General features: G+C 75.0%; 10 protein-coding genes. 2 read left to right on the forward strand and 8 right to left on the reverse strand.

Going from position 1 to position 24097, the window contains the following annotated elements:
- Positions 1-12 precede the first annotated feature (12 nt).
- The 8 genes from ACFXHB_RS13600 to ACFXHB_RS13635 all read right to left on the reverse strand — a co-directional run bounded on the left by ACFXHB_RS13600 (position 13) and on the right by ACFXHB_RS13635 (position 10503).
- Positions 13-1896, reverse strand: a complete 1884-nt coding sequence (locus ACFXHB_RS13600; RefSeq protein WP_380574230.1) for a hypothetical protein — start codon at positions 1894-1896, stop codon at positions 13-15.
- 138 nt (positions 1897-2034) lie between these two features.
- Positions 2035-3336: an MFS transporter gene (locus tag ACFXHB_RS13605; protein WP_380574231.1), complete on the reverse strand. Its 1302-nt coding sequence runs from the start codon at positions 3334-3336 to the stop codon at positions 2035-2037.
- Positions 3337-3437: 101 nt separating this feature from the next.
- A complete protein-coding gene (locus tag ACFXHB_RS13610; RefSeq protein WP_380574232.1) occupies positions 3438-4679 on the reverse strand; it encodes an ATP-dependent carboxylate-amine ligase in 1242 nt (413 codons plus the stop codon).
- Positions 4676-5857, reverse strand: a complete 1182-nt coding sequence (locus ACFXHB_RS13615) for a DegT/DnrJ/EryC1/StrS family aminotransferase (RefSeq protein ID WP_380574233.1) — start codon at positions 5855-5857, stop codon at positions 4676-4678. The genes ACFXHB_RS13610 and ACFXHB_RS13615 overlap by 4 nt, the downstream gene beginning before the upstream one ends.
- Positions 5854-7023: an arginine 2,3-aminomutase gene (blsG, locus tag ACFXHB_RS13620; protein ID WP_380574234.1), complete on the reverse strand. Its 1170-nt coding sequence runs from the start codon at positions 7021-7023 to the stop codon at positions 5854-5856. Before blsG ends, ACFXHB_RS13615 begins: the two co-directional genes overlap by 4 nt.
- A gap of 103 nt (positions 7024-7126) precedes the next feature.
- Positions 7127-8182, reverse strand: a complete 1056-nt coding sequence (gene blsF, locus ACFXHB_RS13625; protein WP_380574235.1) for a CGA synthase-related protein — start codon at positions 8180-8182, stop codon at positions 7127-7129.
- A complete protein-coding gene (gene blsE, locus ACFXHB_RS13630; protein WP_380574236.1) occupies positions 8170-9159 on the reverse strand; it encodes a cytosylglucuronate decarboxylase in 990 nt (329 codons plus the stop codon). The genes blsF and blsE overlap by 13 nt, the downstream gene beginning before the upstream one ends.
- Positions 9160-9246: 87 nt before the next feature.
- Entirely contained in the window at positions 9247-10503 is a 1257-nt protein-coding gene (locus ACFXHB_RS13635; protein ID WP_380574237.1) for a hydroxymethylcytosylglucuronate/cytosylglucuronate synthase, read from the reverse strand.
- 326 nt (positions 10504-10829) lie between these two features.
- Here ACFXHB_RS13635 and ACFXHB_RS13640 point away from each other — a divergent pair, with 326 nt between their 5' ends.
- Positions 10830-12470, forward strand: coding sequence for an ATP-binding cassette domain-containing protein (locus ACFXHB_RS13640; RefSeq protein ID WP_380574238.1), 1641 nt, complete (start codon positions 10830-10832; stop codon positions 12468-12470).
- Positions 12471-13103: 633 nt separating this feature from the next.
- On the forward strand, positions 13104-24097 hold a 10994-nt coding region (locus tag ACFXHB_RS13645), incomplete at its 3' end, for a type I polyketide synthase (protein WP_380574239.1).

A 24097-nucleotide genomic window follows, 5' to 3' on the forward strand; every position in this document is an offset into this window, starting at 1 on the left:
GTTGCGGGTGGGTCAGGCGCTCCGGGGGACGACCCCGAAGTGGCGCCGGGCCGTCGAGACGGCGAGGTCCTGCACGGCGAACACCGTGAAGTAGTAGGCCTGCGGGGCGGTCTCGGGGGCGAACCGCACGCGGAACGCGACCTCCTCCTCCTGCCCGCCGGTGAGCCGGAGCCTGGTGGTGGCCGGCTCCACCGTGGTGTCCTCGCGCAGGTAGCTCGGGACGAAGAGGCCCAGCCGGACCGGACCGGTCCGGGCCGCGCTGACCAGTGCCCGGACCTCCAGCACCCCGCCCTGGTCGACCTCGTCGGCGGCGTGGGCGAGCAGCGCAGGGGCGTCCGGGAGCTGGAAGGTGACGTCGCCGCAGCGCATGCAGACGGCGCAGGTGGTGTCCAGGACGTGGGGGAGCAGGCCCCGCCGGGTGAACTCCTGCGCGGGGCGGCCGCAGTGGCAGGTCACCTCGCGGACGTTCGGGTCCAGGCTGCTGCGGTCGCCGAAGTGCGCCGGGTAGTTCATCAGCTCGTGCTCGGGGTTGGCCGCGACCTGTTCGGTGATCACGTGGTCGAGGGACTGCAGGTCCGCCGTCAGCGAGGCCCGGATCTGGTCGGGCGACTGGTCGGCCAGGTGGGTCGGGCGGGCGACCCAGAGGTCGACCTTCCGGGCCAGCTTGGTCAGCCGGGGCCGCAGCGGGTGGTTGTGCGGCAGCAGCTCCGAGGCGAGGTAGGCGGTGAGCCGGGTGCCCACGGTGAGCAGCAACGGGTCGGGGCGGTGGTCCGCCGGGGCCGGGGGCGGCGGGGTGTCCTCCGGCGCGCCCGGCAGCCCGAAGCGCATGAACGCCGGGTACGGGTGCGAGCCGGCCAGACTGCTGTTGAGCGTGTCGACGGAGTCCGCGCCGACCAGGGCGCCGTGCATCCAGGCGACGTTCTCCGGCCGGTCGGAGTCGTGCACCGACACGGCCGAGACCACCGTGCGGGCCGGGCCGTCGAGGGCGTTGAGCAGCAGCTGGTACTTCGGGTCGTACAGGGCGAGGTCCGCGAGCGGTCCGCTGTTGCAGGCGCTGAGCACCAGCTCCACGGCCTCCACCCGGTTGAGCGGGACCAGCTTGTCCTCGGGCTTGTAGCAGGGCAGCCCGTAGGCGCAGCGCGGGCCGAGCAGTCCGGGCACGGCCGGGGCCGAGCCGTTGAGGCCGCAGATGGTGAACTCGCCGAGGTTGACGCTGTCGTCCTTGCCGTGGCCCTGGAAGGCCACCCGGCGCCAGCGGGTGCCGAGGATCCGGGCCTGGATGTCCTCCTGCTCGAAGTCGCGGTCGTCGAAGACCTGGACGCCGGGCAGCCGGGGCGGGCGGTCGGTGTCGGTGAACAGGCCCAGCGCGTCGATGTCGAGCGCCGGCTCCGCGTACTGCTTGGCCACGTTCCAGCCGACCGAGGCGTCGTCCCGGCCGCTCAGCAGGGTCAACCCGTGCCGCCGGCCGCGGTAGGTGGCCAGCAGCAGGGCCCGGACGGGGTCCAGGGTGAGCCGGTCGTAGCGGCCGACGAGCAGCAGCGAGCCGCTGTGCCGCTCCTGGAACGCCGGGAGGTCCGCCAGCTCCTCCTCGGGCACCCACGTCCGGGCGAGTGGCCGGGCCAGCTCCGCGATCCCCTCGGGCAACCGGGCCGCGCCGAGGACGATCCCGACGTCCAGCGGGTGCGGGTGCCGCAGCCGGCCGTAGAGCCGGCCGGCGAGTTCGACGCTGTGCGCCAGGTCGGCGCGGTCCTCGGTCGGGACCGGTACCGGCAGGAGGTGGGGGGAGGCCAGGAACTCCGCGACGGCCCGCGGTAACTGGTGGCGGGTGACCGGGCGGAACAGGGGGGACGGATCGGACGGCAGGTCGGGCCGCTGATCGGTGGGGGCGGCGTTCATGGTGGATCACCTCGGGGAGTCCGGGCCGGGAGGCCGGCGGAAGGAAGGGCAGAGGGCTGGGAGCAGGGCAACGGGCGGTTCGGCGCCCGCCGATGACGGCCGGCGGGGCCGGCGGGTCCCGGGTGGCGGGCCGCGCCGTCATACCGCGTACTCCACCAGCGGCGCCGCCCGCCGGGTCAGCAGCCCCCGGCAGGCGAAGGCCAGCCCGGCGGCCGCCAGCGCGCTGCCGGTCGCCACGGCGAACACCGCGCGCGGCCCGAGCGGGTCCATCAGCAGCCCGCCGGCCTGCTGGCCGAGCGCGTCACCCAGGACGGTGGCCAACGAGGCCCAGGTGAACGCCTCGGCCAGCGACCGCTGGTCGGCGATGCCGCTCACCAGGGACATCTCGCTGGCGGAGACCAGGGCGATCGGCGCGCTGCCCACCGCGAGGGCCAGCGCGAGCCCCGGTGGGGATCCGGCGAGCAGGGTCAGCGCCGTCCCGAGGGCATAGGCGAGCAGCAGCCGGGGGAAGCGGACCTGGGGGGCCACCCGGGACTGCGAGCGGCCGAGCCAGAGCGCGCCGAGGGCGCTGCCGACGCCCCAGCAGGCGTAGACCAGGCCGGCGCCGCCCGGAGCGCCGTGCCGGTCGACGAACGCCGGGATGGCCAGGGTCAGCAGACCGATGGGGACCGCGGAGAGGGCCATGATGCCGGTCAGCGCCAGCAGGGCCGGCTCCCGCAGGGGGCTCAGCAGCCGGCGCGGTTCCTGCGGAGCCGGGCCGGTGCCGCCGTCCGCGCCGCCGGAGTCGGCGGGGCGGTCCGGGTGGTCGGCATCGGCGGTGCGGTCGGCGTGGTCGGTGCCGGCGGTACCGGCCGGCAGCCGGGTGTGCGCGAGCCCCAGCGTGCCCAGGCCGCCCACCACCGCGATCGTGGTCAGCGCCAGGCCCGCCGAGCCGGCCAGCATCAGCGCCGCCAGCATCAGCGGCGCACCGATCACCAGGACCTCCGTGAGCAGCGCCTCCCAGAGGTAGGCCGTCTCCCGCTCCTCCTCCCGGAGCGGCAGCCGCGCCCAGAGCGAGCGCATACAGGCGTTCGCGGGCGGCAGCACCGCCCCGGCCAGGACCGCCGCCCCGGGCTGCGCCCAGCCGCCGGGGCGGGTGCACCACACGAGGACGGCGAGCGCCGCCGGGTAGGCGACGGCGGTCGCCGTCAGGACCGCGGCCCGGCCCTGCCGGTCGAGCCGGCGGGCGATCAGCGGGCTGCCGAGGGCCATCCCGAGGGTGTACAGCGCGGCGACCAGACCGGCCTGGGCATAGCTGCCGCCCTGCTCACGGACCGTCAGGACGAGGGCCAGCGACATCAGGTAGACCGGCAGCCTGGAGACGACGCTCCACCAGGCCGCCCCGGCCACCCGGGGGCGTGTGAGCAGATCGAGGAAGCGACGGGGCAGGCCGCTGGTCACGTGGTCGGTCTCCGTTCGGTGGCCGCGCCGGGCGGCGCGGGGCCGCACGGGGCGGCACGGTCGGGTGCCGGCCGCCGCGCGCGCGGCCGGCACGGTGGGGATCAGCTGGGCACGGCGTCGGCCTCCCGCGCCGGTACCACCTCGATCGTGAACCGGTCGAGCACCTCGCGCATACGGATCTCCACCTCCTCCACCGAACCTCCCACGACATGGGCGTACCCCGAGGCGTTGTGCGAGGCCCGCCGGGCCGTCACCCGGTCGCCGGTGCCGACCTTGAGGACGGCGTCGACGACCCCGGGCATCCCCAGGAGCTCCTCCCGGGAGGTGATCCGCCGGATCGTCCCGGAGCCGGGCAGCGGCAGCAGCAGGTCACCCGCGCAGCGGCGCTCACGGTAGTCCAGCCCGGGGCGGCGGCCGAGGTAGACCGCCAGGGTGGCGCCGAACACGTCGAAGCCGTACGCGTGGCCGTGGTTGGCCGGGATCTCGCAGCCCGCCAGCCGGACGCCGATCTCGCCCGCGTACACTTCGCCGTCGATCAGGAAGAACTCCATGTGGGCGTACCCGTGGTCGATGCCCATCCCGGTGACGATGCGCTGGACCAGGGCCCGCACGTCGACCGGCGGCCCGTCGCCGGTGCCGACACTGATGTTGGCGTTCATCGCGCCGTCGACGATGTCCAGCGGGCGGCAGGGCATCGCGCTCGGCCACGCGTCCAGGACCTCGCCGCCGAGGATCACCGCGCACACCTCCCACTCGGTGCCGCCGAGGTGCTCCTCCACCATCCAGCGCCGTGCGGCGAGGTCGATGCCGGCGAGGTCGCCCGGCCCGGCGAGCCGGTAGGTGTCCACGCAGGCGAACGAGTCCACCGGTTTGAGCACCACCGGCCAGCCGTGCCGACCGGCGAACCGCTCGATCTCGGAGGCCGACCGCACCCGGGCGAACTCCGCCGTCCGCAGGCCCAGTTCGCGGAACCTGGTCTTCATCGCGGCCTTGTCCCGCACCAGGGTGACCTGCTGCTCGGTCAGGTGCGGCAGGCCGGCGAGCGCCGCGAAGCGCTGGGCGGCGGCCTGCCGGGGCTCCGACGGGTTGCAGAACCGGGTCGGCGGTACCGGCAGCCCGGCCGCCCAGGCGCGGTACCGCCGCGCCTCCTCGGCGGGCGCCGCGCCCTCGCGCACCCAGAAGGCGGGCAGGTGCGCGGTGGCCAGCAGATAGTCCTCCGGCAGGTCCGCGCGCGCCTCGGCGAACCGCAGCAGGACCAGTCGGTCGGCCAGCTCCCGGGCCGCGTAGCGGCTGAAGGACGACGGCCGGTCGTCCACCAGCAACAGCACCTCGGCGTCGCTCACACCGCCTCCAGCACCTGGCGGACGGCCTTGGCCGCGACGACCTGTTCCTCCTCGGGCAGTTCCGGGGAGAGCGGCACGCACAGGGTACGGTCCAGGAGGTCCCTGGTCCGGGCGAAGCCGTCGTGGCTGAGGGCCGACGGGGCGTCGGGCGCGTGGTTCCACGGGAAGCCGTCGCGGTAGAGCGAACGACGGCCGGTGAGCACCGGGTGGTCGGGCAACAGGTACTTCCCGAGCGTCCAGTTGGCGATCCCGGCCGCGGTGAGCGCGGCCACCGCCGCGTCCCGCAGCTGCCTGCTCTCGCAGCGGAACCGCAGACTGACCTTCACATCGCCGGCGGCCCGCGGCCGGACCTCCAGATCGGGCCGGTCCGGCAGCTCGCCCATCGCGATCGCGTACATCCGCTCCAGGCCGGCGAGCAACTCGTCGAGGTGCCGGAACTGCTGGCACTGGACGGCCGCGACCTGCTCGCTGGTCACGAAGTTCTCGCCGAAGTGGGCGTCCTGGTTCCACGTCGGATAGTGGCCCGGCACCCGCGCCGAGCCGTGGTCGTGGTAGCAGCGCATCGTCGACCAGGCGCTCTCGTCGTTGGTGACGAGCAGCCCGCCCTCGCCCGAGGTGAGCACCTTGTTGTGGTGGAAGCTGAACGTCCCGGCGTACCCGGCCGTCCCGACCTGCCGGCCGTCGGGGAACCGGGCGCCGAGGGACTGCGCGCAGTCCTCGACCAGGTACGGCACCCCGGCCGGCAGCGGCGCCACGGTGCCCTCCATATGGGCCACGATCACCCGCTGCGCGTCGGGCGGCACCAGCGTCGGGTCCATCGAGAGCGAGTCGTCGGCGTCGACCAGCACCGGGATCAGGCCGCTGGAGAGCACCGCGCCGGCCACCGCGACGAACGTGACCGCCGGGATGTACACCAGATCGCCGATCGACGGGCGGGTGGAGATCAGCGCGAGCCGCAGCGCCTCGGTGCAGTTGTGGACGGCCAGCGCGTGGTGCGCGCCCAGCCGTTCGGCCACCGTCCGCTCCAGCCGGGAGGCCATGCTCTCGGTCTCGGTCTGGTAGCGGAACAGGACCTGGTGCTCGATCACCTTGCGCAGCTCCGACATGTCGGACCAGTCGAGGTAGTTCGCTCCGTAGGGCAGGAAGCGCTGCCCGAGCCGCTTGTCGAGTGAGCTCATGCGGTGGTGTCCGACTCCGTGATCGGCTGCGCCGAACCGTCGACGACCATCTCCTGGCCTCGGTGGTTGCGGAGCAGCAGGCCTTCGGGGATCTGGGTGTAGGAGGGCTGTGCGATGGGGATCTTGCCGATCTTCGTGGTCAGGACGTACTGGGGGACGCCGAACCCGGTGATGTGGCCCTGCAGGCCGGCCATGATCTCCCAGCCCTTTTCCACGGACGTCATGAAGTGCGAGACCCCGGTGACGTTGTCGCAGTGGTAGAGGTAGTACGGCCGGACCCGGATCCGCAGCAGCTCGGTCATCAGCGTGCGCATGGTGGCCACGTCGTCGTTGATCCCGCGCAGCAGCACCGTCTGGTTCCCGACCGGGATCCCGTGCCGCAGCAGGCGATCGACGGCCGCCGCCGCCTCCGGGGTGATCTCCTTCGGGTGGTTGAAGTGGGTGTTCAGCCAGACCGGGTGGTAGCGGGAGAGCATCGCGCAGAGGTCGTCGGTGATGCGCTGCGGCAGCAGCACGGGGAAGCGGCTGCCGATCCGGATGATCTCCACACTGGGGATCGCCCGGAGTCCGGCGATGATCTCCTCCAGCTTGCCGTCCTGGTAGGACAGCGGGTCCCCGCCGGTCAGCAGGACGTCCCGGATCTCGGGGTGGTCGGCGATGTAGCGCAGGTCCTCGTCGTAGGAACCGCCCTCGTCGTCGCGGAAGTAGGTGCCGTCGACGTCGGTGGTGTGGAACTTGCGCGTGCAGTGGCGGCAGTAGACCGGGCAGGCCTCGGTGATCAGCATGATCACCCGGTCCGGGTACTTGTGCACCACCCGGTTGGTCTTGCGGTAGTAGGTGTCCCCGACCGGGTCGACCTCGGCCCCGGGGAACTCCATCAGCTCGCCGAGGGCGGGCACCGCCTGCTGCCGGACCGGGCAGTCGGGGTCGTCCGGGTCCATCAGCGAGGCGTAGTACGGGGTGACGCTCCAGCGGTACTTTCCCGCCACCCCGGCGATGGCCGTCTCCTCGTCGGTACTGAGGTTGAGCCACTGCCGGGCCTTGTCGACGGTGGTGATGCGCCGACGCATGTGCCAGCGCCAGTCGTCCCAGTCGCTCTCCGGGACCCTGGGACGGATCAGTTCGGGGCGGGTGACAGCCGTGGGTTCGCGGAGGGTGTCGGACATGGCGGCTCCAGCACGACGCGGTCGACAGGGGTGGGGTGGGCCGGACCGGGCAGGGCCGGACCGGCGGGCTGACGGAGTGGGGGATGGGACCGGGGTACCCGGCTCACAGCGGGGCGAGCGCGAGTTGGCGGAGGGTGCGGGCGACCCGCTGCGCACCGCGCAGGTCGTCCAGGGCCGGGTCGAGCGGCTGCCAGGGACCGGCAGGGGCCGGACCGCCGGGCCCGGGCGGCGCCCACAGGGCGGGATCACCCGGGTCCTGCGCCGAGGGCAGCGGCAGGACCTCGGCGACCTGGGCGGCCAAGTCCCGCTGGGCGGGCCCGAGCGGTGGCAGCAGGGCCAGTGGTGCCCGCCGCGCCTGGGCGAGGGCGAGCGCCCCGAGCACCGGGGAGGCGAGGAACACGGCGGCCTCGGCATGGAGCGCGTCCGGGTCGGCCTCGGCGGCCCGCAGCACCCGCAGGCCCGGGTGCGCGGCGAGGCCGCCCAGGGCGGACCGCAGGAGGTCGAGCCCGGTGTCGGCGACCACGGCGCAGCTCCCGGTGCGGTGCAGCGCGGCGTCGGCCAGCGCCGGCAGCGCGCCGGTGGCGAAGGCCTCCGCCTCGGCGTCGGGCACCCGCCAGAGGGAGAGCAGCAGGAGGGTGCCGGCGCGCCGCCGGCTCCGGCCGGTGCGCTGTGGTGCGAGGACCCCGGTGGGCCGGGAGCCCCGGGCGGCGGGCCCGGACGGTGGCAGCCACCCGGGCCGGTGGGTCCGCCCGAGCGCCCGCTCCGGGGGTGTGTCGGCTCCGGGGAGAGGCCCGGGGGGTCCGGGGTGGCCCGACACCAGGTGGACCACCGGCACCCCCAGGCCCAACAGCCGCTCGGTGGCCGCCACGTCGTCGCAGACGAGCGCGGCGACCGGCGGCGGGTCGAGCTCCTCGGGGCCGACCGGACGGAGGTCGTCGAGGTGGGCGGCCACCCGGCGCAGGGCGAGGGTCGAGTCCAACTCGTCCGCCCGGGCCGTCAGCAGGACCCGCGGGCCGTGCGCGGAGCCGCCCGCGGCCCCCGGCCGGTCCGGGGCCGCCAGGTGTGCGGGGGCGGTCAGGTGCGCGGGGGCCCCCGCGTGCGGGGAGGCCGTGGCGCCCGCGGGTGCCGAGGTCGGCGGACCGGAGCTCAGTAGTGCCACGGACCCACCGCCCCGAGCCGGGCCACGTCGTCGCTGTATCCGGCGGCGGTCGTGGAGCACCCGTTGCACACGGCGGGGCCGCGCTCGCGGAACCAGTCGGCGTGGGCCCGGAAGACCGGGGTGTCCAGCTGGATCACCCCCCGCTCCCGCAGCGGCGCCCCACCGGGCCCGTCGTCGCCCTCGCGGTGGGGGATGCAGCTGCACGCGAACATCCGCCCGTTCTTGCCGTCGACGTAGATGACGTCGTCCGCGACGTGGCAGAGCGGTTCGGCGGCGCGCGGGGTGACTGACTCGGCGAAGTACCGCTCCTGCTCCTGCGGGGTGTCGCCGTAGAAGCGCTTGCCCATCGGGACCAGCAGCGTGGCCGGGTCGGCGGCGTAGATCGGATCGCAGACGCCGCGGACGTGGTCGGCGTCGGGGTAGGTGATGGTGCGGTCGAGTTTGAGGGCGGACAGCTCCCACTGGCGTACCCCCGCCTCGGTCAGCACCTCCTGCAGCCTCGGCATCTCGGTGTAGTTGTGCGGTCCGACCACGGTGTTCACCCGGGGCAGGACGCCGAGCGCGGCGGCGGAGCGCAGGCCGGCCAGCCCGCTGTCGAACATGCCGGGGGACCGCCGGTAGACGTCGTGGGTGGCGCCCGAGGCGCCGTCCAGACTGACGATCACCTGGGCCAGCCCGGCCGCGGCCAACGGGGCCGCCATCCGGGGCAGCAGCGAGCCGTTGGTGATGAGGGACATCTTCATCCCGCCGGCGGTGCCCGAGCGCACCAGCTCCACCACGTCCGGATGCATCAGCGGCTCGCCGCCGGTGAACCGGACGTAGCCCACGCCGGCCTCCCGGGCCTTGGGCAGCAGGTCGTCGAAGTCCTCCCGGGAGAAGCGGAAGGTGTCGCGGGAGAGGGCGAACTCGCACATGAAGCAGTCGGCGTTGCAGGCTTCCAGGATGCGGATGAAGAGGTAGCGATCACGTGCACGCACGGAGGGGAGACCTTCCAGACGACTCACGGGACGGGTGGGGCCGAGGGGTGGGGACGGAGGTGGTGCGCCGGGTGGGGCGGGGGCCGGTCAGGCGGGCCGGTCCGGTGGGCCGAGGACGTCGAGCAGGGCGTCGGCCACCTGGGCCGCTCCGCCGGTGCCGATCGCGGTGGTGAGCGCGCCCCAGTCGTCGACCGCGGCGGACCGGCGCAGCGCCTCCAGCACCCCGTCACGCAGGGCGTGGCGGACACCTCGGTGGTCGTCGCCGACCGCAGCCCGCCCGATCGACTCGTAGATGTGGGCGAGCGCGGCGTCCTCGCCCTCGGCACGGAGCGTCAGCGCGTCGTCCTCGACCAGCACCTCCTTGGGCCAGCGCACCCGTACCGGGGCCCCGAGCGCCTGGCTGTGATACCGGCCGTTGAAGATCTGGCTGAGGTTCTGCGGTGGCAGGCAGACGGTGGGGACGCGCAGGCCGCCCGCCTCCAGCAGGGTGGTCAGACCGGGGGAGGTGAGCAGGACGTCGCTGTCGGCCAGGCGGTCCAGGAACGCCCCGTGACCGAGCGGGCCGGTGGTCGTCCGGGGCGGGGCGACCGACGCGTCGACGAGCCGGCCGGCCAGATCGGCGGGCAGGTTGCCGGCGATGTGCACCTCGTCGACCCCGTGGGCGACGAGGGCCTCCAGGGCGGCCGGGACGACCAGGCGCGGGTAGTGCCCCGGATCGCCGAGCCTCGGCGCGCGCAGGCCGCCCAGGCTGATCAGCGCCCTGCGGTACGGGCCACGGGCGCTCCGCCCGGGCCCGTCGGATGCCGGCTCCGGGGTGCGGGGCCTCGCGATGACGGCCTCGACCCAGCGCAGCGCCCGGGCGTCGGCCAGCAGGGCCAGGCACTCGGGCGGCAGCTCGACGCTCTTCTGCGCGCAGTACACCGTCGCGTCCAGCGGCAGCGCGGCGCGGTCCCCCTCGGACCAGAGGAAGGGCAGGCTGTCGACGAAGACCGTGGGGACACCGGCCGCCAGCAGGGCCGTGGCGACCGCGCCGTCCAGGACGACCACGGCGGCCCGCACCCCCTGGGAGCGGACGATCTCCCGGACGGCCGGGGCGAGCCGGCCGGGATCGGCGGGCAGGTCGTGCCAGGCGTCCACCGCGTGCTCGGCGAGCAACGGCCGGCCCAGCCCCGAGGCCAGCCCGACGAACCGCAGGGGAGGGACCGGCCGGTCCCGCAGGGCGGAGAGCACGGCACTGAGCTTGCCCGAGCTGCCCCAGCCGAATTCCGCTCCGACGAGGGCGACCGTGGGGGGAGCGGACCGCGGGGCGTGCGGGTCGGCGTGCGCAGCGAGATCGGACGACATCGGATATCTCTCGCCTTTCCTGGCGGGCCGGCTGGGTACGGGATCGGACGGGCACGACCGCGCGGACGGACGCGGGACCTCCGTGAACGGAGATCACGCCGCTGCGCTGCGGCCCTGCTTCCTTCGGGTACAACCGTTCCGCAGATGGCGGAGCGGCACAAGGCCTTTCTCCGGCATTCCGACTTGCGAGTGAATAACTCGATCGAGCGACTAACTATCATCCGATGAACGAGAGTTGATGTTCTACCGGCCGGCCGGGATTTCCTCCGGATGCGCCGACGAAATTCGATCGCCCACCGATCATCCGGCCGCTAGAATCCGCGTCCATGGGCTACCTCGAAGCCACCGGGCTCGGTCATGTGCTTGCCGACGGTCGTGAGCTCTTCCGCGACGTCTCGTTCCGGGTGCCGGCCGGGGAGACGGTCGCGCTCATCGGCGACAACGGTGCCGGCAAGACCACGCTGCTGCGCATACTCGCGGGCGAACTGCCCGCGCAGCGGGGGGTGTTCCGCAGTCAGGGTGCCGTGGCGGTGATGCCGCAGTTCATCGGCAGCCTGCGCGACGACCGTACGGTCCGGGACCTCCTGCTCACCGTCGCGCCGCCGGTGCTGCGGGTCTCGGCCGCGGCCCTGGACGCGGCCGAGCTCGCCATGACGGAGGCCGACGACGAGCCCACCCAACTCCGCTACGCCCAGGCGCTGGTGGACTGGGGCGAGGCCGGCGGCTACGACTACGAGGTGCTCTGGGACACCGTGACGGTCGCCGCGCTCGGCACCCCGTTCCGGATCGCCCAGTACCGCGAGGTGGCCACGCTGTCCGGTGGCGAGCAGAAGCGGCTCGTCCTGGAGGCGCTGCTCCGGGGTCCGGCCGAACTGCTGCTGCTGGACGAGCCGGACAACTACCTCGACGTGCCCGGGAAGCGCTGGCTGGAGGAGCAACTCGCCCAGACCCGGCAGGGCGTGCTGCTGATCACCCACGACCGGGAGGTGCTGAGCCGCACGGCCGGCCAGGTCGTGACGCTGGAGGGCGGTACCACCTGGACCCACGGCGGCGGGTTCGCCACCTGGGCGGAGGCCCGCGAGGCCCGCTGGCAGCGGGCGGCGGAGGTCCGGCAGCGCTGGAGCGAGAAGCACGAGCAGCTCAAGGAGCTGGTCCGGACGCTGCGTCAGCAGGCGTCCATCAGTGACGAGATGGCGTCGCGCTACCACGCGGCCCAGACCCGGCTGGCGAAGTTCGAGGAGGTCGGGCCGCCGCCGGCGCCGCCCCGCCGCCAGCGGGTCGCGCCGGACCTGCGCGGCGGCCGGACGGGCGTCCGGGCGATCACCTGCCGGAACCTCGAACTGAGCGGGTTGATGAAGCCGTTCGACCTGGAGGTGTTCTTCGGCGACCGGGTCTGCGTGCTCGGTTCGAACGGCTCCGGCAAGAGCCACTTCCTGCGCCTGCTGGACGAGGCCGGCGCCGACGCGGTCGGGACGGTGGCGCACACCGGCGAGTGCCGGTTGGGCGCCCGGGTGCGGCCGGGGCTGTTCGCCCAGACGCACCGGCATCCGGAGTGGGCGGGCCGGACACCGGCCGAGATCCTCGGGGCCGGCGAGGGGGACCGGGCCGGGCTGGACCTGGAGCGCGCGATGTCGGCGCTGAGCCGCTACGGGCTGGCCGGCGCGGGCCGCCAGGACTTCGGGACGCTGTCGGGCGGTCAGCAGGCGCGCTTCCAGATCCTGCTGCTGGAGCTGGCCGGGGCGACCCTGCTGCTGCTGGACGAGCCGACCGACAACCTCGACCTCATCTCGGCCGAGGCACTGGAGGAGGCCCTGGCGGCGTTCACCGGGACGGTGGTGGCGGTCACCCATGACCGCTGGTTCGCCCGGGTGTTCAGCCGCTTTCTGGTCTTCCGGGCGGACGGCCGGGTGGTGGAGGCGGACGAGCCGGTCTGGGACGAGGGGCGGGTGAGCCGCGTCCGGAGCTGACCCGCGCGCACCCGAGCGGGCCGGCCGCACCGCCTGGCCGCACCGCCCGGCCTCGCCCCTCGGCCGGTCCGCCCGGCCGTTCCGGTGCTCGACCCCGGGTGTCGTCGCCGGTGCTCGTCGCCGTGTTCGGCTCCGGTGCGTATGTCCGGCGGGTGAATGTCCGGCGTCGAATTCCGGTGGGCCGAATTCCACTTCTTCGCATTCCGGCTCGCCGGCTTGTGCCCGTCAAGATCATTCGTTCACGGAGCCGCTGGTGGCGGCCACTCCGTCGGCATTCGGCGGGCGGACGATGCCACCGCCAAGGGCCCCGGAGCTCGTACGGGCGTCATATGCGGGGCGAAATCGGCCACCGCGGTACGGGATTCGGTCACCTTGTCGGACCGTTCCGGTGCCACCTGTTCGTTTGCGGATTCGGGTGGTCGATGAGATCTGGATCTCATGTGCCGCGGAGTGGCTCGATCCCATCGATCAGCGGCTTGGTATATCTGATGATCTACTGATTTAGGGCGATTTTGCTCTGTCATTCCGGTGCCGACCAGGGCTGAAACCTGATGGTTGCGGCCAATTGCGGCCCAGTCCACAGTTCTGGTGCTCGATCCCCGTGCAATCGACGTATGGACGTGATGGAACGGTATGGCCGAGTCGAACGCTGTTGCGCACACAGTCGAATCCGACCGTGACGATCTGATCGCGATCATCGGTCTCGCCTGTCGTGTACCGGGAGCCGGCAGCCCGGACGAGTTCTGGGAGCTCCTCCGCACGGGTGTCGACGCCGTCACGGAACTCCCGGAACGGCGGCGGGCGACCCGGCGGGACGACCCGGCCGGCGAGGCCCCGGCACAGCGCCCACGCCGCGGCGGCTACCTCGACCAGGTCGACCGCTTCGATCCGGCCTTCTTCGGCATCGGACCGCGCGAGGCCGTCCTGATGGACCCGCAGCAGCGCCTGATGCTCGAACTGTGCTGGGAGGCCCTGGAGAACGCGGGCATCCCGCCGCAGCGGCTGAAGGGCAGCGCCACCGGAGTCTTCGCGGGGGCGATCTGGGACGACTACGCCGAACTGCTGCGCCGCGCGGGAGTCGCCTCCGGCGCCCGGCAGGTGACCGGCCTGCACCGCAGCATGATCGCCAACCGGGTCTCCTACACCCTCGGCCTGCGCGGGCCCAGCATGACGATCGACGCCGCCCAGGCGTCCTCCCTCGTCGCCGTCCACACCGCGTGCGAGAGCCTGCGCCGCGGCGAGTCCGAACTCGCCCTGGTCGGCGGCGTCAACCTCGACCTGGTGCCCGACGAGGCCGGTGACGCGACGAAGCTCGGCGGCCTCTCCCCGGACGGCCGTTGCTTCACCTTCGACGCACGCGCCAACGGCTACGTCCGGGGCGAGGGCGGCGCGGTCGTGGTGCTCAAGCCGCTGTCCCGCGCGCTCGCCGACGGCGACACCGTGCACTGCGTGGTGGCCGGCAGCGCCATGAACCACGACGGCGGCGGGGAGGCCCTGACCTCGCCCGATCCCGAGGCGCAGGAGCAGGTGATCCGCGCGGCCCACCGGCGGGCCGCGCTCCCGGAAGGCGCTGTGCAGTACGTCGAACTCCACGGTACCGGGACGCCGGTCGGGGACCCGGTCGAGGCGGCGGCCCTCGGCGCCGCGCTCGGTGCGGAGCGTCCGGCCGCCGAGCCGCTGCGGGTCGGTTCGGTGAAGACCAACATCGGCCACCTGGAGGGCGCGGCGGGGATCGTCGGACTGGTCAAGACCGTGCTGGGCATCCGCCACCGGGAGCTCCCGCGCAGCCTCAACTACGAGACGCCCAACCCGGGGATCCCGCTGGACCGGCTGGGCCTGCGGGTCCAGGACGAGACGACCGCCTGGCCGCGTCCGGACCGGCCGCTGGTCGCCGGGGTGAGTTCGTTCGGCATGGGCGGTACCAACTGCCATGTGGTGCTGGCGGAATGGGCACCCGCGCCGGCCGACACCGCTCGGCCGGGGACGCGTCCGGCGGGCGAGACGGTGGCGGGTGACGTGGTGGCGTCGGCGGGCGAGGCGGCGCCGGTCCTGGTGCCGGTCTCCGGCACCACGCCGGAGGCGGTGCGCGCCCAGGCCGTCCGGCTGCGGGCGTACGTGCGGGAGCGCTCCGGCGCGACGGTGTCGGAGGTCGGCTGGTCCGCCGCGACCACCCGCGCTCAGCTGGCCTCGCGCGCCGTCGTGATCGCCCGGGACCGCGGTGAACTCCTCGCCGGACTGGACGCGTTGAGCGAGGCGGAGGCCGCCCCCAACGTGTTGACCGGCGAGGCGGGATCCGGCCGGACCGCCTTCCTGTTCACCGGGCAGGGCAGCCAGCGACCCGGAACGGGCCGCGAACTCCACCGGCGTTTCCCGGTGTTCGCGTCGGCGTTCGACGAGGTCTGCGCGCACCTCGACCCGCACCTCGCCCGGCCGCTGCACGAGGTGCTGTTCGCCCCCGAGGGCAGCCCGGAGGCGGAGCTGGTGCACCGCACCGAGTTCACCCAGCCCGCGCTGTTCGCGGTCGGGGTCGCGCTGCACCGCCTGCTGGCGAGCTGGGGCGTCACGCCGGACCTGCTGCTCGGCCACTCGGTCGGCGAGTTGACGGCCGCGCACGTGGCCGGTGTGCTCTCGTCGGCCGACGCGTCGGCGCTGGTGGCCGCCCGGGGCCGGCTGATGCAACAACTGCCGCGGGGCGGTGCGATGGTGGCGGTTCGCGCGACCGAGGCCGAGGTGGCCGCCGCACTCGTCCCGGTCCGCGACCGGGTCTCGATCGCGGCCGTGAACGGTCCGACGGCCACCGTGGTCTCGGGCGACGAGGACGCTGTCCTCGCCCTCGCGGACACCTGGCGCGCCCAGGGACGCAAGGTCCGCCGGCTGCGCGTCGGGCACGCCTTCCACTCGCCGCGGATGGACGCGATGCTCGACGCGTTCGGCGAGGTCGCGCGTGGACTGTCCTACCGCCCGCCGACGACGCCCGTCGTGTCCAACCTGACCGGTGAGCTGGTGACCGACGACCGGATGGGCTCGGCGGACTACTGGGTGCGCCACGTCCGCGAGGCCGTCCGCTTCGGCGACGGCGTCGACCGGCTGCGCGAGGCCGGCGCGACCGTGCTGGTCGAACTCGGCCCGGACGCCAGCCTCTCCGCGCTCGCCCGCGCGTGCCTGCCGCCGGCCGACCGGGACACCGTCGCGACGGTCGCCACCCTACGCGCCGGCCGGCCCGAGGCGGCCGCGCTCGACGCCACCGCCGCGCGGCTGCACACCCTGGGGGCCGAGCTCGACTGGTCCGCCCTGTTCGCCGGCCGTGCGGTCCGCCGCCTGGACCTGCCCACCTACGCCTTCCGGCGCACCCGCCACTGGCTGCACTCCGCCGCGCCCGGCGAGCTCGCGCCCGGCGAGGCCGTGCCCAGCGAGGTCGTGCCGGGTGAGGTCGTGCCGGGCCAGGACGAGGGCGCCGGGTCCGACGACGCCGCGCCTGCCGCCGCGACGGCCCCCCGGGCCGCCTCGCCGCTCGTCGGCCGGCTCGCCGGCCTGCCCGGAGCCGAGCAGCACCGGGCGCTGCTGGAGCTGGTCCGCTCCCATGCGGCCGCCGTGCTCGGCCACGCCGCGAAGGACGCCGTCCACGCCGAACTCGCCTACCGGGAGTCGGGCCTGGACTCGCTCGCCGCTGTCGAGCTGGTCCAGCGGCTCGCCGCCGCGACCGGTCTCGACCTGCCCGCGACCGTCGTCTACGACCACCCGACGCCCGCCGACCTCGCGCGCCACCTGCGCGCCCGCGTCCTCGGCCCGGCCCCGGAGGACCTCGCCGGGACCGGCGCCCCGGCGGCCGCCCCGGTCGACGACGACCCGATCGCCATCGTCGCGATGGGCTGCCGTTACCCCGGTGCGGCCGACTCGCCCGAGGCGCTGTGGCGCCTGGCCGCCGAGGGTGTCGACGCCGTCGGCCCCTTCCCCGAGGACCGGGGCTGGGACCTCGGCCGGCTGCACCACCCGGACCCGGACCACCCCGGGACCACCTACGTCCGCGAGGGCGGGTTCCTCGCCGGCGCCGGGGAGTTCGACGCCGAGTTCTTCGGCATCAGCCCGCGCGAGGCGCTGGCCATGGACCCGCAGCAGCGCCTCCTGCTCGCGACCTCCTGGGAGACCCTGGAACGGGCCGGTCTGGATCCGGCCGGGCTGCGCGGCGACCGCGTCGGCGTCTTCGTCGGCGCGACCGCGCAGGACTACGGTCCGCGCATGCACCGGCCGGCCGGGGGCTTCGACGGCTACCTGCTCACCGGCAACACCCCGAGCGTGGCCTCCGGGCGGATCGCCTACACGCTGGGCCTCGAAGGGCCGGCCGTCACCGTCGACACCGCGTGCTCGTCCTCGCTGGTCGCCGTGCACCTGGCCGTCCAGGCCCTGCGCGGCGGGGACTGCACGCTGGCGCTCGCCGGCGGTGCGACCGTGATGGCCGAGCCCGGCATGTTCGTCGAGTTCGCGCGCCAGCGCGGCCTGGCCCCGGACGGCCGCTGCAAGCCGTTCTCCGCCGACGCCGACGGCACGGCGTGGGCCGAGGGCGTCGGCGTCGTGCTGCTCGAACGCCTTTCGGACGCCCGCCGCAACGGTCACCCCGTGCTGGGCCTGGTGGTCGGCACCGCGGTGAACCAGGACGGCGCCAGCAACGGCCTCAGCGCGCCGAACGGCACGGCCCAGCAACGGGTGATCCGCCAGGCGCTCGGCTCCGCCGGGCTGACCCCCGCCGACATCGACGTGGTCGAGGCGCACGGCACGGGCACCGCCCTCGGCGACCCCGTCGAGGCGCAGGCCCTGCTCGCGGTCTACGGCCGCGACCGCGATCCCGGACATCCGCTGCTGCTCGGCTCGCTCAAGTCCAACATCGGCCACACCCAGGCCGCGGCGGGGGTCGCCGGTCTCATCAAGACCGTCCTCGCGATGCGGACCGGCATCGTGCCGGGCACCCTGCACCTGCGGGAGCCCTCGCCGCGGGTGCGCTGGGAGGACGGCGCGATCACCGTGCCGACGACCGCGACACCGTGGCCCGGGGCCGGGCGGCCGCGACGCGCGGGCGTCTCGTCGTTCGGCATCAGCGGTACCAACGCGCACATCCTCGTCGAGCAGGCGCCGGCCGAGGCGGTGGCCGGGACGGTGGCCGTGGCCGCCGGGTCCGCCGACACCCGGGCGGCCCACGCCGATACCCGGGCGACCGCCGGCCCACCGGCCGCCGGCCCACCGGCCGCCGACGTACCCGCCGCCGACGTACCCGCCGACCTCGTGCCGCTGACCGTCTCCGGCCGTACCGAGGCCGCGTTGCGCGCCCAGGCCGACCGGCTGGCCCGGCACCTCGCGGCCGGGGACGCCGTCGACCGCCGCGCGGTCGGCCACGCGTTGCTGCGCTCCCGCACCAGGTTCGCCCACACCGCCGTCGTGCTCTCCCGCACGCCCGCCGACGCCCTGCGCGGGCTGACCGCCCTCGCCGCCGGCGAGACCGCCGACACCGTGGTCCGGGCCCAGTCGACGGCCACCGGCGCGACCGTCTTCGTGTTCCCCGGCCAGGGCTCCCAGTGGACCGGCATGGCCCTCGAACTCCTCGACAGTTCACCGAAGTTCGCGGCCGCCCTGGAGGCGTGTGCCGAGGCGCTCGCCCCGTACGTCGACTGGTCGCCGCTCGATGTCCTGCGCGGCCTGCCGGGCACGCCCGATCCGGCCCGGGTGGACGTCGTCCAGCCGGTGCTCTTCGCGGTCATGGTCGCGCTGGCGGAGCTGTGGCGGTCGGTCGGCATCGAACCGGGGGCCGTCGTCGGCCACTCACAGGGCGAGATCGCCGCCGCGTGCGTCGCGGGCGCGCTGTCGCTCGACGACGCCGCGAAGGTGGTCGCCCTGCGCAGCCGCGCCCTGCTCGCCACGGCGGGCAGCGGCGGCATGGCCTCCGTCCCGCTGGCCGCCGACGAGGTCGTCCCGCTCCTCGCGTCCTGGGGCGGCCGCCTCGGCATCGCCGCGCGCAACGGTCCTGCCAGCACCGTCGTCTCCGGGGACACCGACGCGCTCGACGCCTTCCTCGGCCGCTGCGAGCGGGACGGCCTGCGGGCCCGGCGCATCCCCGTCGACTACGCCTCGCACTCCGCGCACATGGAGTCCCTCCGCGAGCCGCTGCTGACCGCCCTCGCGGGCCTCACGCCGCGCGCCGCGCAGATCCCGTTCTACTCGACCGTCACCGGCGCGCTGCTGGCCGACACCTCGGTCCTCGACGCCGAGTACTGGTACCGGAACCTGCGGCAGACCGTCCGGTTCGAGCCCGCGGTCCAGGCGCTGAACGAGGACGGGTACCGCCTCTTCGTCGAGGCGAGCCCGCACCCCGTCCTCAAGATCGGGACGCAGGAGACGCTCGACGCCCGCACCCTCGACGCCCGCACCCTCGACGCCCGCACCCTCGACGGTCCGACCGTCACCGGCGGCACCGGGGGCGGCGGTACGGCGATCGGTACGCTGCGGCGGGACCACGGCGGGCGCGCGCAGTTCCTCTCCGCCGTCGCGGAGGCGATCGTGCACGGCGCCGCCCCCGATCCGGACGCGCTGTTCGGCCCGGCCCCGGGCCGCCCCGTCGACCTGCCCACCTATGCCTTCCAGCAGACCCGCTACTGGCTGACCGGGAGCACCGGGCACGACGCCCACCCCGCCGACCTCGGCCTGGACGCCGTCGACCACCCGTTCCTCGGCGCCGTCACCACCGCCCCGGACGGCACCACGCTGGCCACCGGCCGGATCTCCTCGGTCCGGCGGCGGTGGCTCGCCGACCACGCGGTGGTCGGGACCGTCGTGCTGCCCGGCACGGCCTTCCTCGACCTGGTCCTCCGGGCGGGCCGGCTCGCGGGCTGCGCCCGGGTGGAGGAGCTCGCCCTGGAGACCCCGCTCGTCCTGCCGGACTCCGGTGACGTGCACATCCGGGTCGCCGTCGCCCCGGCGGACCCGGCCGGGCGGCACGCCGTCACCGTGCACTCCCGGCCCGCCACGGACCGGGCCGGGGGCGCGGGGGAGTCCGACACCGTCGGGAACGGCGCTGACCTGGGAGGCGCCTGGGGCGCCGAGGGGCGGCCGTGGACCAGGCACGCCTCGGGGACGCTCACCGCGCTTCCGGACGCCGTGTCCCCGGACCCCGCGCCGCCGGTCAGCGCCCGGCCGTCCGACTCCGGGGCCCGGCCGTCCGACTCCGGGGCCTGGCCGCCGCCGGGTGCCGAGGCCCTCGACCTGGCCGACGCCTACGACCGCCTCGACGGCCTGGGGTACGGCTACGGCCCCTGGTTCCGGGGCCTGACGGCCGCCTGGCGCGCGGGCGACGACCTGTACGCGGAGGTCCGCCTGCCCGGTGAACCGGACGACGGCGACACCGCCTTCGGCGTGCACCCCGCGCTCCTGGACGCCGCGCTGCACCCGCTGCTGCTCGCCCCGGCCATCGCCGACCGGCCGGCCGCCGGGCCGACGCCGCGGATCCCGTTCTCCTTCACCGACGTCCGGCTGCACGCCACCGGCGCCGCCATGCTGCGGGTGCGGCTGTCGGGCGCGGGCGACGGCCCCCGGGCACTCGTCGTCGAGGACGCCGCCGGTGCGCCGGTGCTGACCGTCGGCGGGCTCACCCTGCGTGAGCTGGCCGCCGACCGGCTCGCCCCGGCCGGGGCGACGCCCCGCGACGCGATGTTCGAGCTCAGCTGGACGGAACTGCCCTCGGCCGGCGTCGGGTTCGGCCCGAGCGGGTGGGCTGCCGACCGCGCGGGTGCCGGCCACACGGCTGCCGACCACGCGGGCGCCGGCCACACGGCTGCTGGCTACGCGATCATCGGCGACCCGGGAGCCGACGGCCTCGGTGTCGCGGGCCCGACCGGCCAGCGACCGGCGGCCCACGCCCACCTCGCCGATCTCGACGCGCGCACCCAGGCGGGAGACCCGGCTCCGGCCGTCGTACTCGCCGCCGTGCCCACCGGCACCCCGGCCGGCGACGGCGGGTCCGTCGCCGACGGGGCGCACGCGAGCGCCCGCTGGGCCCTGGACACCGTCCGTGCCTGGCTGGCCGCCGACCGTCCGGAGGGTTCGAGGCTCGTCGTCCTCACCCGGGGCGCGGTCGCGGCCCGGCCCGGCGACCTCGTCGACGGTCTGCGCGCGGCTCCGGTGTGGGGCCTGCTGCGCACCGCGCAGTCCGAACACCCCGGCCGCTTCGTCCTGGTGGACCTCGACGACGCCGCGCGCTCCGGCCCGGCCCTGCGCGCGGCACTGGAGTCCGGTGAGCCCCAGCTGGCGCTGCGCGACGGCGTCGCCTACCGGCCCCGCCTGACCGCCGCGACCCCGGTACCGGCCCCCGCATCGGGCGTCGCCCCGAAGCCCGCCCCGGCCGGGACCGCGCACCGCCCGCTCGACCCGGAGCGCACGGCCCTGATCACCGGCGGCACCGGCACGCTCGGCGCGCTGGTCGCCCGCCGTCTGGTGCGCGCCTACGGAGTGCGCCACCTCGTCCTGCTCAGCCGGGCCGGCCGCGAGGCCGCGGGCAGCGAGGAGCTGGTGGCCGAACTGACCGGCCTCGGCGCGCGGGTGACGGTCGCCGCGTGTGACGTCTCCCGCCGCGCGGACCTGGCGGCGGTGCTCGCCGACATCCCGGCCGCCCATCCGCTGGGCGTCGTCGTCCACACCGCCGGTGTCCTGGACGACGGCACGCTGCAGACGCTCACCCCGGACCGCCTCGACGCCGTCCTGCGGCCCAAGACCGACGCGGCCTGGCACCTGCACGAGCTGACCCGCGACCAGGACCTCGACGCGTTCGTCCTGTTCTCCTCGGTCACCTCCGTCACCGGCAACGCCGGTCAGGGCGCCTACACGGCGGCGAACGCGTTCCTCGACGCCCTGGCCGAGCACCGCCGCGCGGCCGGGCTCCCCGGCAACGCGCTCGCCTGGGGCCTGTGGGCCGAAGGCAGTGGCATGACCCGCCACCTGGACCGGGCGGACCTCGCCCGGATGGCCCGCGGCGGCATCGGGACGCTGTCCACCGAGACCGGACTGGCCCTGTTCGACGCCGCGCTGCTGCGCGACCTGCCGTACGCGGTCACGGCCCGGCTCGACCGCGCGGCCCTGGGCGCCCTCGCCGCGGCCGGCACCGTGCCCGTCGTGCTGAAGGGCCTGGTCCGCGCACCGTTGCAGCGCGCCGTCAACGCGCCGGCCGGGGCCGACGGTTCCTCCTGGTCCGCCCGGATGGCCGAACTGCCCGCGGACCGGCGGGCGCGCGCGGTCCTCGACCTCGTCCGGACCCAGACGGCCTCAGTCCTCGGGCACGGCGAGGCGGCGGGCATCGACGTCGAGCGCGCGTTCCGCGAACTGGGCTTCGACTCGCTCACCGCGCTCGAACTGCGCAACCGGGTCAACGCCGCCACGGGGTTGCGGCTGCCGGCCACCGTCGTGTTCGACCACCCCAGCGCCGCCGCGCTGGCGGCGCGACTGGCCCGCGAAGTGACCGGCGAGGCGGCCGGCGACGGCGCCGGGACGCAGGACCGCACCGGTGGGCGGCCCGGGGGCACCACCCCGGTCGACGAGGACCCGATCGTCATCGTCGGCATGGGCTGCCGCTACCCGGGCGGCGTCACGGGCCCCGAGGACCTGTGGCGCCTGGTGGCCGAGGAGACCGACGCCGTCGGCGACTTCCCGCAGGACCGGGGCTGGGACGTGGACGGCCTCTACGACCCGGACCCGTCCAGCACGGGCAAGGTCTCTACGCGCCACGGCGCCTTCCTGCACGACGCCGCCGACTTCGACGCCGAGTTCTTCGGCATCTCGCCGCGCGAGGCCAACGCGATCGACCCGCAGCAACGGCTGCTGCTGGAGACCTCGTGGGAGGCGCTCGAACACGCGGGCATCGATCCGACCTCGCTGCGCGGCAGCCGGACCGGCGTCTTCGCGGGGGTCATGCACCACGACTACGCCGCACGCCTGCACCGGGCACCGGACGGCTACGAGGGGATGCTGCTGGCCGGCAGCGTCGGGAGCGTGGTCTCCGGCCGCGTCGCGTACGCGCTGGGCCTGGAGGGGCCGGCGGTCAGCATCGACACGGCTTGCTCGTCCTCGCTGGTGGCGCTGCATCTGGCGGCGAACGCGCTGCGGTCGGGGGAGTGCGACCTGGCGTTGGCCGGCGGGGTGACGGTGATGTCGACACCGCGGGTGTTCGTGGAGTTCTCCCGCCAGCGCGGCCTGTCCGCCGACGGGCGGTGCAAGCCGTTCGCGGCGGCCGCCGACGGCACGGGCTGGGGCGAGGGCGTCGGCCTGCTCGTCGTCGAGCGGTGGTCGGACGCGCGGCGCCACGGTCACCGGGTGCTGGCGGTGCTGCGGGGCAGCGCGGTCAACCAGGACGGCGCGTCGAACGGGCTCACCGCGCCGAACGGGCCGTCGCAGGAGCGGGTGATCCGGCAGGCGCTGGCCAGCGCGGGCCTGGGAACCGGCGAGGTGGACGCGGTCGAGGCGCACGGGACGGGGACCACGCTGGGTGACCCGATCGAGGCGCAGGCGTTGCTGGCCACCTATGGGCAGGGGCGGCCGGAGGACCGGCCGTTGTGGCTGGGGTCGGTGAAGTCGAACATCGGTCACACCCAGGCGGCGGCGGGTGTCGCGGGCGTCATCAAGATGGTGATGGCGCTGCGCAACGGCGTGCTGCCGAAGACGCTGCACGTCGACGCGCCCTCGCCGCACGTCGACTGGGCGGGTGGCGGCGTGGAACTGCTGGCCCGGTCCACCCCGTGGCCCGAGCTGGACCGGCCGCGCCGCGCGGCGGTGTCCTCGTTCGGTATCAGCGGCACCAACGCGCACGTGATCATCGAGCGGCCCGATCCCGATCCCGAGGTCGAGTCTGCGGGTGTTTCGGTGTCGGTGCCCGGTGGTGTGGTGCCGTGGGTGGTGTCGGCGCGGTCGGGTGCGGCGTTGCGGGCGCAGGCGGGGCGGTTGCGGGCGTGGGCGTTGGCTCGGCCGGACGTGGATCCGGTGGTGGTGGGGCGGGAGTTGGCGGTGGGTCGGGCGGTGCTGGAGCACCGTGCGGTGGTGCGGGGGCGGGATCTGGGTGAACTCGTTGCCGGTCTGGCCGAGGTGGCGGCGGCGGATTCGACGGCTGTGCGGGGTGCGGTTGTGGGTCCGGTGTTCGTGTTTCCGGGGCAGGGGTCGCAGTGGGCGGGGATGGCGGCCGAGCTGTTGGATTCGGTGCCGGTGTTCGCCGGGGTGGTGGCGGAGTGTGCGGCGGTGATGGATCCGTTGACGGACTGGTCGCTGGTGGAGGTGTTGCGGGACCGGTCGGGTGGGTTGTTGGACCGGGTGGATGTGGTGCAGCCGGTGTTGTTCGCGGTGATGGTGGGTCTGGCGCGGTGGTGGGAGTCGTGCGGGGTGCGTCCGGCGGCGGTGATCGGTCATTCGCAGGGGGAGATCGCGGCGGCGCATGTGGCGGGGTTCCTGTCGTTGGCGGACGCGGCGCGGGTGGTGGTGGAGCGTAGTCGTGCGTTGCGCGAGGTGTCGTCGGTCGGTGGCGGGATGCTGTCGGTCGGGGTCGGCGCGGAGCGGGCGGCGGAACTGGTGTCGGGGGACGGCAGGTTGTCGTTGGCGGCGGTGAACGGGCC

The organism is Kitasatospora sp. NPDC059327, assembly GCF_042752535.1.
In the GTDB taxonomy this organism is placed as follows: Bacteria; Actinomycetota; Actinomycetes; order Streptomycetales; family Streptomycetaceae; genus Kitasatospora.

Excerpts from the sequence above, each read along its gene's own strand:
- ACFXHB_RS13600 (WP_380574230.1), bottom strand. The coding sequence starts at position 1,896 with ATGAACGCCGCCCCCACCGATCAGCGGCCCGACCTGCCGTCCGATCCG.
- ACFXHB_RS13615 (WP_380574233.1), bottom strand. The coding sequence starts at position 5,857 with ATGAGCTCACTCGACAAGCGGCTCGGGCAGCGCTTCCTGCCCTACGGA.
- blsG (WP_380574234.1), bottom strand. The coding sequence starts at position 7,023 with ATGTCCGACACCCTCCGCGAACCCACGGCTGTCACCCGCCCCGAACTG.
- ACFXHB_RS13635 (WP_380574237.1), bottom strand. The coding sequence starts at position 10,503 with ATGTCGTCCGATCTCGCTGCGCACGCCGACCCGCACGCCCCGCGGTCC.
- ACFXHB_RS13640 (WP_380574238.1), top strand. The coding sequence starts at position 10,830 with ATGGGCTACCTCGAAGCCACCGGGCTCGGTCATGTGCTTGCCGACGGT.